A 13,736-nucleotide genomic window follows, 5' to 3' on the forward strand; every position below is an offset into this window, starting at 1 on the left:
CGGGCCGCGCCTTTGCGGTCATCCTCCGACAGCCCGGGATCGGCGCATTCGCACAGGACGCGCAACTGGTCCATCCGGTCGGGGCGCGACAGTTCGATCTGGAAGTGCGGGGCCAGGCCCGCAGTCGCCAGAAGCGCCTCTTCGATCTGGGTGGGAAAAACGTTCACGCCGCGCAGGATGATCATGTCATCGCTGCGCCCGGTGACCTTTTCCATCCGGCGCATGGAGCGCGCGGTGCCGGGCAGCAGGCGCGTCAGATCGCGGGTGCGGTAGCGGATAATGGGAAAGGCTTCCTTCGTGAGGGAGGTGAAGACAAGCTCGCCCTGCTCTCCGTCCTCCACGGGTTGGCCGGTTTCGGGATTGATCACCTCGGGAAAGAAATGGTCTTCCCAGATGTGCAGCCCATCTTTGGATTCCACACATTCCATGGAAACGCCGGGGCCCATGATCTCGCTCAGCCCGTAGATGTCGACCGCATGCATGTCGAAAGCCTCTTCGATTTCGCGGCGCATGGCGTTCGTCCAGGGTTCGGCCCCGAAAATCCCGACCTGAAGCGAGGTTTCGCGCGGGTCGATGTCCTGTTCGGCAAAGGCATCCAGGATCGAAAGCGCGTAACTGGGGGTCACGGTAATGCCCTTGGGCGCGAAATCGGTGATCAGGCGCACCTGTCGGGGCGTCATCCCCCCGGAAACCGGCACGGTCGCCAATCCCAGCGCATCCGCACCCAGCTGAATGCCCAGACCGCCGGTGAACAGGCCGTAGCCATAGGCGTTGTGCAGCATGTCGCCCGGCCGCAATCCGCCCGCGCGCAGCGACCGCGCGACCACTTTGCCCCAAACGTCGAGGTCGGCCTTCGTATAGCCTACAACGGTGGGCTGGCCGGTGGTGCCGGAAGACGCGTGGATGCGCGCGACCTTGTCCTGCGGTACGGCGAACATCCCGAAGGGGTAATTGTCCCGCAGGTCGGTTTTGACGGTAAAGGGGAACTTCGCCAGATCTTCCAGTGTCGTCAGATCATCTGGGTGAACACCGGCGGCATCGAAGTTGGATTTGTAGAAGTGCACATTGTCATAGGCATGGCGCAGCGACCATTTCAGCCGGTCAAGCTGAAGTGCCGATATCTCGTCCCGGCTGGCGGTTTCGATAGGTTCCAGATCTCCCTTCGCGGGGCTCAGATCCTTCATGCGGTGTCCTCCTCTTCGGGGAAATGGCGGCCCTCCACCGTACGCGACAGCCCGCGAAAGACCGCCACGCTGCGCCCGTCGCCGCCCGTCACGGAAACATCGTAGACGCCGGAACGCCCGCTGCGCGAAACTTCGAGCGCGGTGGCCTGCAGGCGTTCACCTTCCCGGCCGGGTGCGAGGTAGGTGATCTGGTTCTGCTGGGCCACTGCAAGCTGGTTGTAGCTGTTGCAGGCAAAGGCAAAGGCGCTGTCGGCCAGGAGGAAGATGAAACCGCCGTGGCAGATGCCGTGCCCGTTGAGCATGTCTGGCCGTACCTCCATGGACAGAACGGCCCGGCCCGGGGCGATGTCATCGATCCGCATGCCCAATCCGGCGGAAGCACGGTCGGCGGCGAACATCGTCTCGGCGCTGCGCTGGGCGCGTTCCTGCGGTGTCATCCCTCACCTCGTGTTTCACTTTCGGCAATGTTTGACCGGTTCTGTAACGCGTTCAACCCGTATTCGCGCTGACGGGGTTGATTTGGGCCGTGAAGGGCGCAACTGTCAAATGATGATGCAGCCCTTACCCCCGTCCGTCACCCCGCTGAGAGCCCCGGAACAGGTGGCCTTTCACCGGACGGAGCTTTCCCTGATCCTGTCGCTCTACGGTCGCATGGTCGCGGCGGGGGAATGGCGTGACTACGGCATTTCCTGCCTGCGGGATGTCGCGGTCTTTTCCGTCTTTCGGCGCACGGCGGAGATACCGCTTTACCGGATCGAAAAGCGCCCGAAGTTGCGCAGCAAGCAGGGAATGTATGCCGTGGTGGGAACGGGCGGGCAGATATTGCGGCGGGGTCATGATCTGGCTGCGGTGCTGCGCGTGCTGGAACGCAAACTCATCCGCGCGGTGGACGATTGATCACAGGCTGGCGGGCAGAACCGGCCTGCGATGTGCCGTCACGGGGCCGCCGCCTTGTTCCTCGATCCGGGCAATCGCTTCTGACAGGCCTTCGCGGGTGACCGACATCGCGTAAGCGTTGGCATGGATGATCTCTTCCGGCCCGGTGACGAGCGCGACATGGCCTTTCCAGAACAAAAGGTCGTTCCGCTGCGGTGGGGTGTTGCCGTCGCATGATTGCCCGATGGCTTTTTCCTGCATGTCGCTGTCACCCGGGCAATCGATGCCGCAGGCGAGCAGCGCGGCCTGTACCAGACCGGAGCAGTCGATCCCCCAGCGGCTGTTGCCACCCCAGAGGTAAGGCGTGCCGAGGAAAAGCTCCGCCACCGTGACCGGGTCCTTCGCGGTTTCCTCCAACTTTTGCAGGTGCTGACGGGGGATACATCCCAATGGTGTCTCGGCGTAACCCTCCGCCTCCCGCGAGACATGGACAAGGCTGCCATAGCTCAGCGAGGCCCGATCGGCGGATTTGAAATCGGCGTGCAGATAGGCATGGGTTGCGGGCGCGCTTACCCGGTGGGTGGCCTGCTGAACATCGCTCAGCCCCATCATGCGCAGATGCCCGCAATAGCCGTCCTTTGCGGCCTGCACATAGGCCCAACCGTTTTTGGCATGCAAGATCGTGACCTGCTCGCCATAGAGCAACTGCCTGTCCCGCGGCCCGTCCGGACTGCGCAGCAGATCACAGACCGGAACGGAGACCTGCGCGGGCCGCGCCTCTCCCGCCAGTTCGGGATCAGGGGTCGTACGCGGATCGCTCATCTGCGCAGCAGGTCAGGCAGGGCCGCGAACAGCGCTCGTGTGCCTTGGCCGACGCCCCCTTTCGGTCGGCCCGGTGCCTCGGACGGCTGCCAGCCGTAAATGTCGAAATGGGCATAGCGACTATCCGTGACAAAGCGGCGCAGGAAGAGCGCGGCGGTAATGCAGCCCGCGAATCCGCCCTTTGGCGCATTGTCCAGATCCGCGATGCCGGGTTCGATCATCTCTTCGTATGGGTCATGGAACGGCATACGCCAGACGGGATCCTGCTGCGACTGCGCCGCGGCTTCCAACGCAGAGACGAAGCCCGCGTCATTGCTGAAATAGGGGGCGAGGTCCGGGCCCACGGCCACTCGCGCGGCCCCTGTCAGCGTGGCCATTGAAATGATCTGGTCCGGCTTCTCTTCATCCGCGAGCGCCAGTGCATCGGCCAGTACCAACCGGCCTTCGGCGTCTGTGTTATTGATCTCGACCGTCGGCCCCTTGCGAGATGTCAGGATATCCTGCGGGCGGAAAGCGTTCCCGGATACGGAGTTTTCCACCGCCGGGACGAGCACCCGGAGGCGAACCTCCGCCTTGGTCGCCATGATCATATGCGCAAGGCCCAGCACCGCCGCGGAGCCGCCCATATCCTTTTTCATCAACCCCATTGATGCGCCGGGTTTGAGGTTCAGCCCCCCGGTATCGAAACAGACGCCCTTTCCCACCAGTGTCAGTGTCGGCCCGCTGTCGCCCCAGCGCATGTCGATAAGCCGCGGCTCCCGCGCGGCGGCCCGGCCCACCGCGTGGATCATGGGCAGGTTTTGCTCAAGGAGGGCATCGCCTGTGGTGACGGTAATATCCGCCCCGAAGCGTTCAGCGAGATTTCGTGCTGCGGCTTCCAGATTGTCGGGGCCCATGTCCGAAGCGGGTGTATTGATCAGGTCCCGGGAGAGGTATTCACCCTCTGCCAGGGCCATGACCCGGGCCGCGTCGATGCCGCCCGGTGTGACGAGCCTTGCCTTCATGGCGCTCTGGTCGCGATAGCGGTCGAACCGGTATCCCGCCAGCAACCAGCCGAGCGCTTCGACTTCGCGGGCCTCTTCGGGCAGGCCGCTTTCGAGGCGGTAATGCCCCGCCGGTAGCTTTGCGGCACCATTCGCGAGGTGAAAACGCCCGCGCGCCCGGCTTTTTTCGGTGCCATAGCCGATGAGGGCCTGTGCGATGCCGCCGTTCGCATCCGGCAGCGCGAACGCTTGGCCGAGCGCGCCTGCAAATCCCTGCGCCTTTGCCCAGGCACGCGCCTGTTCCGGGGCTTCTGCCATCCAGGCGTCCAACTGATCCTCTGCCACTAGGTGGAGGGGGATGGCGTCTGCGCTGTCTTCGACGAACTCGGCAATCATGAAGGGGCCTTTCGGGCTGTGTCACATCGGGGCGGAGCCTAGACGAAACCGCGCCACCCGCAACCGCCACGGCAGCCTTCAGATCGTGATCCCTTCGGTATCCCAGATGGCGGTGAGCGATGTATCCCCGATCCGCAGAAGCCGCCCGACCGTGGCCCCCAATGCTGTTCGGTCCGCGATCTCGACACAATGAACGACATCCAGCGCGACGCGTTTCAGCAATTCCATACCGACCTGATCCGCGATGGCGGCCAAGGCCCGCGCCTGTTTGCGCAATTCGCGGACCCGGTCGCTGGCGTACGCTTCGGCGCAGCGGGACAGGCGCGTCGCCATCTCCTCCAATGCGCGGCAGACCACGTCCTCGGCCCCGGCCTCGCCCAGTTCGGCGCAGAGCGCGCCCAGCCGATCCGCATCGACGGCCACGACCTCGGACGGTCGCATCTGCAGAATTTGCATTCCTTCACCTTCTCACCACGCCGCACCACCCGCAGGCAACATCGGAGTTTCCCCTTTGCAAATGGTTGAAGCCAAAGCCGGTTTTCGCTCGAAATCACGGCAGATTTGAGCTATCGAAGCCCAGATTAATGCCAGAATGGACGCGGATATGAATAAGGCCAAGGCACTGCCAAACTACCTTGTGCAACGTTATCACGGCTGGAAAGCCACCGGATATGCAGAGAACGAGTCCTGGTATCGACGTCTTGCCTCCGAAGGCCAACATCCCCGCGCCATGGTCATTTCCTGCTGCGACAGCCGGGTGCATGTGACCTCAATCTTCGGGGCGGATCAGGGCGAATTCTTCATCCATCGGAACATCGCCAACCTTGTCCCGCCCTACCAGCCGGACGGCCAGCAGCACGGGACCTCAGCTGCGGTCGAATATGCCGTGCGGGCGCTGAAGGTGGCGCATCTGATCGTGCTGGGGCATTCAAGCTGCGGCGGTGTGCAGGGCTGCATCAATATGTGCAAAGGCGAGGCACCGGAACTCGAAGCCAAGGACAGCTTCGTTGGCCGCTGGATGGACATCCTGAAACCCAAGTATGAACTGGTGGCCGACATCAAGGACGCGAAGAAACAGGCGCACCAGCTTGAGAAACACGCCGTCATGATCTCGCTCGAGAACCTGATGACCTTCCCATGGGTGAAGGAACAGGTCGAAAGCGGGGAGCTGTCACTCCACGGGCTCTGGACCAATATCGGCGAAGGCGGGTTGGAGTATTACGATACGCAAAAGGCCCAATTCCTCCCCGTCTGATCATTTAACCCCGGGTTAACCGATTCGCAGCGACCGTGGGTGGATGAAGCCTGATTATCGCCCTTGGAAGCTGTCGCCCGATCTTCTTTCTCCCGCCGCGCATGCGGAGGAGTCGCAGAATGTCTTGCTGGGCCATCTCATCCGTGACCTCCTTCGGCGGGAGGCGCGGCGCAGTTGTGCAGGGGGCGCAGCTGCCACAAGCACGCGACTGGTGACCGCAGTCGAAGCGCTGCTGTCCCGCGATCTGTCGCTCGCAACGGACTGGGGCGATCTGGCCTGCCGTTTGGCGGCAGAGGGCTATGAGTTGCGGGCCGAAGGGGCGGGGGCCGCACTTTACCGGCAGCCCTGTGGTCGCCGAATCTGCGATCTTTCGGCGCTGGGGGTGGCCTATCAGACACTTGCACGCCGGTTCGGTGCCCCTATGCCGGGTCACCCAGCGGGGTGAATCTGCTATGGCGTAGGGGGACCCACGGACCTCGCCCCGCAGTGAATAGTGCGCATTATTTCTGACCATGGCGGAAAGCAGAAAGGGGGCCGAGGCCCCCTTCGCAACGTTCTATCAAAACCCCTTGGGGGTCTCAGCCTTTCTTGAGAACCTCGCGGCCCAGCAATTCGGCGATCTGCACCGCGTTCAAGGCCGCGCCCTTGCGCAGGTTATCGGATACGCACCACAGGTTCAGCCCGTTCTCGATCGTGCTGTCCTGCCGGATGCGGCTGATGAAGGTCGCGAAGTCACCGACGCATTCCACCGGCGTGACGTAGCCGCCGTCCTCCCGCTTGTCGATCACCATGATCCCCGGCGCTTCGCGCAGGATGTCGCGGGCCTCATCCTCGTCCAGATGGTCTTCGAATTCGATGTTGATCGCTTCGGAATGACCTACGAAGACGGGGACGCGCACGCAGGTCGCGGTGACCTTGATCTTGGGGTCCACGATCTTCTTGGTTTCGGCGACCATCTTCCATTCTTCCTTGGTCTCGCCAGAGTCCATGAAGACGTCAATGTGCGGAATCACGTTGAAGGCGATCTGCTTGGTGAACTTCTTCGCCGGCTTGTCGTCGACCGGGTTGTAGATGCTCTTGGTCTGGTCCCAAAGCTCGTCGATACCGTCCTTACCGGCCCCCGACACGGACTGGTAGGTGCTGACGACCACCCGTTTAATGGTGGCACGGTCATGCAGCGGCTTGAGCGCCACGACCATCTGCGCGGTGGAGCAGTTCGGATTGGCGATGATGTTCTTCTTCGCGTAATCGTGGATGGCCTGCGGATTGACCTCGGGCACGATCAGCGGAACCTCGGAATCGTAGCGATAGAGCGACGAATTATCGATCACCACGCATCCTGCCTTTGCGGCGGTGGGGGCGTATTTCTTCGTCGCTTCGGAGCCGACGGCGAAAAGCGCGATGTCCCATCCCGTGAAATCGAACGTATCAAGGTCTTTCGTCTTCAGGGTTTTCTCACCGAAGCTGACCTCGGAACCGAGCGATTTGCGCGAAGCCAGCGCAACGATCTCGTCCACGGGGAACTGGCGCTCGGCCAGAATGTTCAGCATTTCGCGGCCCACATTGCCAGTGGCGCCCGCGACGGCGACGCGATAACCCATCTGTTCTCTCCAATATATACGTGATGGTTTCCGCCCTTTATCGCGTGTGCCCGGCGAGGGAAAGGGCCGCCGCCGCGATCAGCGGGCGCTGTCGCGCGAGAAAAGGTAGATCGCAAGCCCCGCAGTCAGGCAAATGGCGAACAGCAGGTAGACCGCGACATAGGGATCGGTCGGCGTTTCGGCGGGAAGCGCGCCGCGATAGACCCGGCCAGAGAAGAACTGCAGCAGACCCACGCCGCCGATGCTGAACAGGTTCAGCATGGTCACGCCGCGCCCGATCAGATGAGGCGGCAGGAAGCTGCGCCCATGCGCCATGATCACCGGGTAGGTCGCGCCGAAGAAACCGATCGCGCAGAACAGTGCAATGGAAAGCCACAGGTTCTGGCCGGGCAGGACGATCAGGGCCAGCGCGGGCAGCAGCGTGAAAACCGTGCCCCCCACGATCATCCATTTGCGCGAACCGAGTATCCGGTCGAGCGGGCCGTAGGCCAGGGTGCCAAGGATCATGGCTATGCCCATAAATAGTGTCGCCTGCCCGATCATGCCGGTCGTGGCATCGAACACCTCCGACAGGTAGGGCCCGATCCAGAGGCCGCGCAGTGCGCCTGAAATCGCATAGCTCACCCCCATGAGCGGGAAGATGAACCACAGCACCCGCATGCGAAACAGCTCGGCAAGCGAGCCTTTCGCCTCCCCATCGATTCGCGCAGGATCCCGAACGAAGATCAGGATGCCGAGCGCGACAAGCGCGGAAATGCCCCCCAGCCCCCACAGCGCCGCCCGCCAGCCCATGGTGTCGGCGGCCAGCGCCATGGGATAGGAGGCGACAAGGTTGCCCAAGCTGCCCAGCCCGACCATGACAGAGGCGAGAACGGCAAACTGCGCGGGCGGGTATTCGCGCGCGAAGATGTAATAGGAGGCCATCAGCACCGGCGCGCAGCCGATCCCGATCAGGGCCATCGCGATGTTGATATGCGCGGCACTGGTCGCCAGCGCGAAGACGGCGGCACCACCCCCGCCGCCGACAAGCAAAAGCGCCGCCGCTGTCTTCCGCGGACCGATGGTGTCGAGCGCCCAGCCCACGGGGATCTGCATGGCCGCGAAGATCAGAAACCAGAGACCCGAAGCAAAAGCGAGGTCATCCGGGGTCGCGCCGATGTCGCGGCCAAGCGCGGGTGTCAGCACGGCCAGAAAGGCGCGGAAGAACTGGCTCAGCACATAGGCCAGCCCTAGGAGCAGGATGCCGGGGCTCATTTCTCGGGGTCGGTCCACTTCCGGGCCAGCGATCGTGCCGATTGGGCCAGCAGCAGAACGTCGGCCCCCACGGCCACGAAACGCGCCCCCGCGTCGAGCGCGGCGCGGGTGAAATCATCTTCCGTCGACAGGATGCCGGGCGCTTTTCCGGCGGCGGCAATGCGGCGAAGCGCGTCCATGATGGCGGCTTCGACCTCTGGCGCGCGGGGGTTGCCCATATGCCCCATGTCGGCGGCAAGGTCGGCTGGCCCGATGAACACGCCGTCGACCCCGTCCACGGCAAGAATTTCGTCAAGCGCCTCAAGTCCAGCCCTACTTTCGACCTGGATCAGCAGGCAGATCTGCGCATCAGCCGTCTTTCCGTAATCGCCGATGGCACCGAAGCCCGCCGCCCGCGTCAGCGCGTAACCGACGCCGCGGTCGCCCGTGGGCGGGTAGGTGCAGGCCCGCACCAGCGCCCGGGCCTGATCGGCACTGTCCACCATGGGAGCCAGAAGCGTCTGCGCGCCCGCGTCCAGCATCTGCTTGATGATCCAGGTCTCTCCGATGGGCACGCGCACTACGGGATGGCTCGGGGAAGGGGCCAATGCCTGAAGCTGGGACAGGACCGAGCGCAGATCGTTGGGGGCGTGTTCCCCGTCCACCACGAGCCAGTCGAATCCGGCGGTGCCCATCAGTTCGGCCGAATAGGGATCGGCAAGCCCGAGCCAGCAGCCATAGAGTGTCCTGCCTTCGGCAAGGGCGGATTTGAACTCGTTATGAGGGGCGGGCATGAAACCTCCGGGACACGCTTCGCGGCACCTTAGGCACGGTTGCCGGTGGTTGACCAGAGGTCATCCGGCCCGTCCGGATGTTGTCTCGAGGAGGAAAGAGGGGGGCGCTGCCCCCGGCCCTTGGGGGCCTCCCCCGGAGTATTTGGAAAAGGGTGAAGATCAGATGACCTTGATCACATCCTTGTCGATGGCGAGCATATAGCCCCGGCGCGCGATGTTCTTGACCAGCAATTCCGACACGATCTGATTGCCCAGCGTGTCCCGCAGGCGCTTGATCCGCGTGGCACCGGCGGCCTCTTCGCAGTCGGCGGCGTTGCGGCCCGAGATCATGCCTTCGATTTCGGAGCCGGAGAGCACGTCATCGTCCATCCGTGCTTCGGCAAGGACGGACATCGTTTCCATCGCGGCGGCGGTGAGCTTGAAGCCGAGGTTGTTGAGATAGACGGTGTTTTCTTCCCGACTGATGAGGAGCGAATTGACCTGTATGCCGACCCTTTCGATCTGGGCCATACGCCGATTGAAACCGATCAGCATCACCAGAAACACCAGCGCGGCCACCAGCATGGCGGCGGCGAAAATGAGCAGAACCACGATCACGATACGGTAGCTGTCCAGCGTGTCGGCAAAGGCATTGCCCGACTGCGCGAGGATTTCCAGCAGCTTCACCTCGGCCTGCGTCGTCAGATCGTCATTCTCGACGAAGATTCGCTCGACCTGCGCGTTGAAGGTATTGGCGTCCGGCAGGGCCCAGAGCAGCAGCAGCACACCGATGAGCAACACGGCCACCACGGCGGCGATACCGCCACCAATGAATCGCCCGCCCAGCCTGCGCATGTCAGAAGCGAAGGTAATTCTGTCCAGCACTGTCTTTCCTCTGCTCCAGTCCGTCTTCGCCGAAGACGGAAACGATAGTCAGCAACGTCCAGCCTTCGGCCGCAAGGCGCGGCGTCAGTTCCTGCTGGGCGCTCTTCTTGTCGCATGCTCCGCTGAGGCGCGCCACGCCGTAATGCAGCCTCAGGGGGCTGTCCTGCTTCGCCTTGTAATCGGCATAGCAGGTTTCGGCGGCGGCTGCACTCGACAGAGTCATCGCGATCAGAAGCGTCATGGAAAGAATGAAGGTTTTCATGCCTTTGTAATGGGCCATTCCGCGCGGATATTCAATATCTTCCGCCTCTTGGGGTCTGCGCTATCGGATAACAGGGGGCTGTTATTGCCTGTCCCGTCGGGTTGGCCCCATCTGGCATCACAAGCCAATACCGGGTCACGAGACCCGCGGCAAAGCGGTCTGCGATTTGCAGGTCAGACGCGCCGCCAACAAAGAGGATAGACAATGCACCGCCGCATCATAGCAGGGATCATCGCCGCTTCCGTTGTCCTGACCACTGTCGGGGCCCTGCCGGCACGGGCCGGGGAAAAGGACGTCGCACGCATTGCGACCCTGCTGGGTGTCGCCGTGGTCGGCAAGCTCATCTATGACAAGTATCAGCGCGAAAAGGAGCAGGCCGCACAGCAGCAGCAGGTTTCGCGCAGCCAGCCCTATTCTCCGGTCTACGTGCCGCAGCAGCGCCAGCAGCCGCAATATCGGGCGCCTGAGCCCCATGTTCATCCGCATCAGCCCGCACCCCGGGTCGAAACGCAGCCCCGCGTTCATCGGGATCATCCGGCGCCCCGGATCGAATCGCGGCGCGCACCGGCCCCGGTTGCGCCCCGGCCCCTGCCGGAGCTCGTGGACCGGAAGTTGCTGCCGAAGGAGTGTTTTCGCAGCTACGACACCGTCAGCGGCAGCCACCTGATGTTCGGCGAAGACTGCCTCCGGGACAATTATCGCTTTGCCAACCGTCTTCCCCAGGAATGCGCGCAACGCGTCCAGACCTATAGCGGCATCCACAACGGGTACGACGCCCGCTGCCTGCGCCAATCGGGATACAGCTTGGCGCGCGGATAAATCCGCGTGCCTTGGTCGGGCGGCACGTCCCTGCCGTCCGAATGGAAGGGAGAGATGTTCGGGCATCTCTCCCTTCTTCTTTTTTGCCGGGCAAGTTCATTGTAGGGCTTGAATGCCGGACAGGCTTGCGCATGCTGCGCGCCATGTTTCCGACCCTCTTTCATGAAACCGCCGCACGTGAACGTGGATACCTGCGCATCGCGGGCGTGGATGAGGTGGGTCGCGGACCGTTGGCGGGGCCGGTACTTGCCGCCGCGGTGATACTGGACCCCGCGCGCATTCCCGTCGGTCTGAACGACTCCAAGGTGATCTCCGCCAAGGAGAGGCAGCGGCTGCATGGCGAATTGCATGAAGTTGCCGAGGTCAGCATCGGAGAGGCGAGCGTTGCCGAGATCGAGAGCCACAACATCCTGCGTGCGAGCCATCTGGCGATGCTGCGCGCGCTGGACGGGCTGACGACGCCGCCTGATTACGCGCTGATCGACGGCAACCTGATGCCCCGGGATATGCCCTTCGCCGGTGAACCCATCATCAAGGGCGACAGCCTGTCGGTCTCCATCGCCGCGGCCTCGATTGTGGCGAAAATCTGTCGGGATTGTGTCATGTTGTCGCTGGCGCAACAGCACCCCGGATATGGTTGGGAAACCAACATGGGATATGGCACGAAAAGCCACATAGAGGCGCTGGGGAAAATAGGGGTGACCCCACACCATAGACGGAAGTTTAAACCCGTCCACAACATCTTGTATCAAGATAAATTAACAACCTCTTGATTCAAAAAGAATTTGACCCTGATTCAACCGTCGGACATCCTATTTCCAACCAATGAGCACAAAATGTGCCGGGGACAGAGGCAGTTGAATGAAGACCATCACAAAGGGCGCCGCGGCGCTTCCGTTGAACAGTATAATTGCGGGCGATTGCATAGAGGCAATGAACGCGTTGCCCGCCGAATCCGTTGACCTGATTTTCGCGGACCCCCCCTATAATCTGCAACTGCGCGGTGATCTGCATCGGCCCGACAACAGCCGCGTGGATGCGGTCGACGATGAATGGGACCAGTTCGACAGTTTCGCGGTCTATGACCGGTTCACGCGGGCTTGGCTGAAAGCCGCGCGGCGCCTGCTGAAGCCCAATGGCGCGATCTGGGTCATCGGCAGCTATCACAATATCTTCCGTGTGGGGGCGGCCCTGCAGGATGCCGGATACTGGATCCTCAACGATGTGGTCTGGCGCAAATCCAACCCGATGCCGAACTTTCGTGGCAAGCGTTTCACCAACGCGCATGAAACCATGATCTGGGCCGGCAAGGACGAGAACGCCAAATACACGTTCAACTACGAAGCGCTCAAGGCCCTGAACGAGGGCATCCAGATGCGCAGCGACTGGGTTCTGCCCATCTGCACGGGGCATGAGCGGCTCAAGGACGATGCGGGCGACAAGGCGCATCCGACGCAGAAACCCGAAAGCCTGCTGCACAGGGTGCTGGTGGGTTCCACCAATCCGGGCGACGTGGTGCTTGATCCGTTCTTCGGTACCGGCACGACCGGCGCGGTGGCCAAGATGCTTGGCCGCGATTTCATCGGGATCGAACGCGAAGCCGCCTATCGCACGGTAGCGGAAAAGCGCATCGCCAAGGTCCGCAAGTTCGACCGTGAAGCGCTGCAAACGAGTGTTTCCAAGCGCGCAGAACCGCGCGTCCCATTTGGCCAGCTTGTCGAACGCGGCATGTTGCGCCCCGGTGAGGAGCTCTATTCGCTCAACGGGCGTCACAAGGCGAAGGTGCGTGCCGATGGCACGTTGATCGGCGCCGATGTGAAGGGCTCCATCCATCAGGTCGGTGCCGCCTACGAAAAGGCCCCGAGCTGTAATGGCTGGACCTACTGGTGCTTCAAGAAGGATGGCAAACGCGTGCCAATCGACCTTCTGCGGCAGCAGATCCGCGCGGAAATGGCGAACTAGCCAGCCCCACCCACAGTTTTCTCAGACACCGCCGGTGCCCGCTGCCTTCCTTCGGAAGGCTGCCTGTCAGGGCACTCACCTTGGCCTCGCCTTCGGGCGGGGCCCTTTTCATTCTTTCAGCGCGGCAGCGGGTTCGTCCCGGCCTTGTAGTGACGCCAATCGGTGATTTCCGGGTAATACATCGCGCGCCATTTCCGAACCCGGGGGTTCATCATCCGTCGCCACAGCGGCGGGATCATCGCGGCCATGGTCATGACCGGATATCCGTAGGGAAGCTGTGGTGCCTCTGTCGCGCGATAGGTTTGCAGGACGGGAAAGCGCCGGTCCGGTTTGTAGTGATGGTCCGAATGGCGCTGTAAGTTGATCAGCAGCCAGTTGGAGGCCTTGTGCGATGCATTCCACGAATGGCGGGGCTGGACGTGTTCGTATTTTCCATCGCCCAGATGTTTACGGGTCAGCCCGTAGTGTTCGATGTAATTCACCAGTTCGAGCTGCCAGATCGCGACCCCCGCCTGCACCAGGAACAGGCCCAAACCGGCCCAGCCGCCGAGGATCAGTGCCGCGAGAAGGAAGCCCGCCTGAAGGGCCCAGTACTTGAAGAAGGGATTGGACAGGTCTGTCCAGGGTTTGTCCTTTCGCGCCAGCATCGCTGCTTCGGCCCGGAAGGCGGATTTGAACGATTGCC

The 13,736-nt window shown here is 62.5% G+C and carries 17 protein-coding genes; 6 read left to right on the top strand and 11 right to left on the bottom strand.

Features of this window, described 5'->3' with window-relative positions:
• Positions 1 to 1,184: AMP-binding protein (locus tag A3764_RS17325; RefSeq protein ID WP_067951835.1), on the bottom strand; the 1,184-nt coding region annotated here is incomplete at its 3' end.
• A complete protein-coding gene (gene paaI / locus A3764_RS17330; RefSeq protein WP_067919481.1) occupies positions 1,181 to 1,621 on the bottom strand; it encodes a hydroxyphenylacetyl-CoA thioesterase PaaI in 441 nt (146 codons plus the stop codon). The genes paaI and A3764_RS17325, both read right to left, overlap by 4 nt.
• 109 nt (positions 1,622 to 1,730) lie before the next feature.
• Between paaI and A3764_RS17335 the strand changes: the two genes are divergently transcribed.
• Positions 1,731 to 2,081 carry a DUF2794 domain-containing protein gene (locus A3764_RS17335; RefSeq protein WP_150120592.1) on the top strand — a complete coding sequence of 117 codons (351 nt, stop codon included), beginning with the start codon at positions 1,731 to 1,733 and terminating at the stop codon, positions 2,079 to 2,081.
• Here the strand turns inward: A3764_RS17335 and A3764_RS17340 are convergent, their stop codons facing one another.
• The 3 genes from A3764_RS17340 to A3764_RS17350 all read right to left on the bottom strand — a co-directional run bounded on the left by A3764_RS17340 (position 2,082) and on the right by A3764_RS17350 (position 4,717).
• Positions 2,082 to 2,882, bottom strand: coding sequence for a C40 family peptidase (locus A3764_RS17340; RefSeq protein WP_067919482.1), 801 nt, complete (start codon positions 2,880 to 2,882; stop codon positions 2,082 to 2,084).
• Positions 2,879 to 4,261, bottom strand: a complete 1,383-nt coding sequence (locus A3764_RS17345; protein WP_067919483.1) for a leucyl aminopeptidase family protein — start codon at positions 4,259 to 4,261, stop codon at positions 2,879 to 2,881. The genes A3764_RS17340 and A3764_RS17345 overlap by 4 nt, the downstream gene beginning before the upstream one ends.
• A gap of 78 nt (positions 4,262 to 4,339) precedes the next feature.
• Complete coding sequence (locus A3764_RS17350) at positions 4,340 to 4,717, bottom strand: hypothetical protein (RefSeq protein WP_067919484.1); 378 nt, start codon at positions 4,715 to 4,717, stop codon at positions 4,340 to 4,342.
• A 148-nt stretch (positions 4,718 to 4,865) separates the two neighbouring features.
• Here A3764_RS17350 and A3764_RS17355 point away from each other — a divergent pair, with 148 nt between their 5' ends.
• Entirely contained in the window at positions 4,866 to 5,516 is a 651-nt protein-coding gene (locus tag A3764_RS17355; RefSeq protein ID WP_067919521.1) for a carbonic anhydrase, read from the top strand.
• A gap of 211 nt (positions 5,517 to 5,727) precedes the next feature.
• Positions 5,728 to 5,961, top strand: coding sequence for a hypothetical protein (locus A3764_RS24815; RefSeq protein WP_150120595.1), 234 nt, complete (start codon positions 5,728 to 5,730; stop codon positions 5,959 to 5,961).
• A 133-nt stretch (positions 5,962 to 6,094) separates the two neighbouring features.
• On the opposite strand, the gene A3764_RS17365 is transcribed toward A3764_RS24815, so the two are convergent.
• From A3764_RS17365 to A3764_RS17385, 5 genes are all read right to left on the bottom strand, one after another.
• Complete coding sequence (locus A3764_RS17365; RefSeq protein ID WP_067919487.1) at positions 6,095 to 7,117, bottom strand: aspartate-semialdehyde dehydrogenase; 1,023 nt, start codon at positions 7,115 to 7,117, stop codon at positions 6,095 to 6,097.
• Positions 7,118 to 7,195: 78 nt separating this feature from the next.
• The gene (locus A3764_RS17370; RefSeq protein WP_067919488.1) at positions 7,196 to 8,371 is read right to left on the bottom strand and encodes an MFS transporter; all 1,176 of its coding nucleotides are present in this window, start codon (positions 8,369 to 8,371) and stop codon (positions 7,196 to 7,198) included.
• The gene (locus A3764_RS17375) at positions 8,368 to 9,144 is read right to left on the bottom strand and encodes an aldolase/citrate lyase family protein (protein WP_067919489.1); all 777 of its coding nucleotides are present in this window, start codon (positions 9,142 to 9,144) and stop codon (positions 8,368 to 8,370) included. Before A3764_RS17375 ends, A3764_RS17370 begins: the two co-directional genes overlap by 4 nt.
• A gap of 159 nt (positions 9,145 to 9,303) precedes the next feature.
• Positions 9,304 to 9,978: a winged helix-turn-helix domain-containing protein gene (locus A3764_RS17380; protein ID WP_067919495.1), complete on the bottom strand. Its 675-nt coding sequence runs from the start codon at positions 9,976 to 9,978 to the stop codon at positions 9,304 to 9,306.
• Between the two features lies 1 nt (position 9,979).
• Positions 9,980 to 10,270, bottom strand: a complete 291-nt coding sequence (locus A3764_RS17385; RefSeq protein WP_067919522.1) for a hypothetical protein — start codon at positions 10,268 to 10,270, stop codon at positions 9,980 to 9,982.
• Between the two features lie 204 nt (positions 10,271 to 10,474).
• Between A3764_RS17385 and A3764_RS17390 the strand changes: the two genes are divergently transcribed.
• The 3 genes from A3764_RS17390 (at position 10,475) to A3764_RS17400 (ending at position 13,051) form a co-directional block, all read left to right on the top strand.
• Positions 10,475 to 11,089, top strand: coding sequence for a hypothetical protein (locus tag A3764_RS17390; protein WP_067919497.1), 615 nt, complete (start codon positions 10,475 to 10,477; stop codon positions 11,087 to 11,089).
• Between the two features lie 131 nt (positions 11,090 to 11,220).
• Positions 11,221 to 11,862, top strand: coding sequence for a ribonuclease HII (locus A3764_RS17395; protein WP_236628235.1), 642 nt, complete (start codon positions 11,221 to 11,223; stop codon positions 11,860 to 11,862).
• Positions 11,863 to 11,950: 88 nt separating this feature from the next.
• A complete protein-coding gene (locus A3764_RS17400) occupies positions 11,951 to 13,051 on the top strand; it encodes a site-specific DNA-methyltransferase (protein WP_067919499.1) in 1,101 nt (366 codons plus the stop codon).
• Between the two features lie 116 nt (positions 13,052 to 13,167).
• On the opposite strand, the gene A3764_RS17405 is transcribed toward A3764_RS17400, so the two are convergent.
• Positions 13,168 to 13,736: alkane 1-monooxygenase (locus A3764_RS17405; protein ID WP_150122267.1), on the bottom strand; the 569-nt coding region annotated here is incomplete at its 5' end.

This window comes from Sulfitobacter sp. HI0129, from assembly GCF_001635395.1.
Classification (GTDB): Bacteria; Pseudomonadota; Alphaproteobacteria; order Rhodobacterales; family Rhodobacteraceae; genus Sulfitobacter.

What these genes read in the sequence shown, in the direction of transcription:
- A3764_RS17375 (WP_067919489.1), bottom strand. Translation starts at nt 9,144, where the DNA reads ATGCCCGCCCCTCATAACGAGTTCAAATCCGCCCTTGCCGAAGGCAGG.
- A3764_RS17370 (WP_067919488.1), bottom strand. Translation starts at nt 8,371, where the DNA reads ATGAGCCCCGGCATCCTGCTCCTAGGGCTGGCCTATGTGCTGAGCCAG.
- paaI (WP_067919481.1), bottom strand. Translation starts at nt 1,621, where the DNA reads ATGACACCGCAGGAACGCGCCCAGCGCAGCGCCGAGACGATGTTCGCC.
- A3764_RS17350 (WP_067919484.1), bottom strand. Translation starts at nt 4,717, where the DNA reads ATGCAAATTCTGCAGATGCGACCGTCCGAGGTCGTGGCCGTCGATGCG.
- A3764_RS17380 (WP_067919495.1), bottom strand. Translation starts at nt 9,978, where the DNA reads ATGCGCAGGCTGGGCGGGCGATTCATTGGTGGCGGTATCGCCGCCGTG.
- A3764_RS17390 (WP_067919497.1), top strand. Translation starts at nt 10,475, where the DNA reads ATGCACCGCCGCATCATAGCAGGGATCATCGCCGCTTCCGTTGTCCTG.
- A3764_RS17340 (WP_067919482.1), bottom strand. Translation starts at nt 2,882, where the DNA reads ATGAGCGATCCGCGTACGACCCCTGATCCCGAACTGGCGGGAGAGGCG.
- A3764_RS17400 (WP_067919499.1), top strand. Translation starts at nt 11,951, where the DNA reads ATGAAGACCATCACAAAGGGCGCCGCGGCGCTTCCGTTGAACAGTATA.
- A3764_RS17395 (WP_236628235.1), top strand. Translation starts at nt 11,221, where the DNA reads ATGCTGCGCGCCATGTTTCCGACCCTCTTTCATGAAACCGCCGCACGT.
- A3764_RS17365 (WP_067919487.1), bottom strand. Translation starts at nt 7,117, where the DNA reads ATGGGTTATCGCGTCGCCGTCGCGGGCGCCACTGGCAATGTGGGCCGC.
- A3764_RS17345 (WP_067919483.1), bottom strand. Translation starts at nt 4,261, where the DNA reads ATGATTGCCGAGTTCGTCGAAGACAGCGCAGACGCCATCCCCCTCCAC.
- A3764_RS17355 (WP_067919521.1), top strand. Translation starts at nt 4,866, where the DNA reads ATGAATAAGGCCAAGGCACTGCCAAACTACCTTGTGCAACGTTATCAC.
- A3764_RS17335 (WP_150120592.1), top strand. Translation starts at nt 1,731, where the DNA reads ATGATGATGCAGCCCTTACCCCCGTCCGTCACCCCGCTGAGAGCCCCG.
- A3764_RS17385 (WP_067919522.1), bottom strand. Translation starts at nt 10,270, where the DNA reads ATGAAAACCTTCATTCTTTCCATGACGCTTCTGATCGCGATGACTCTG.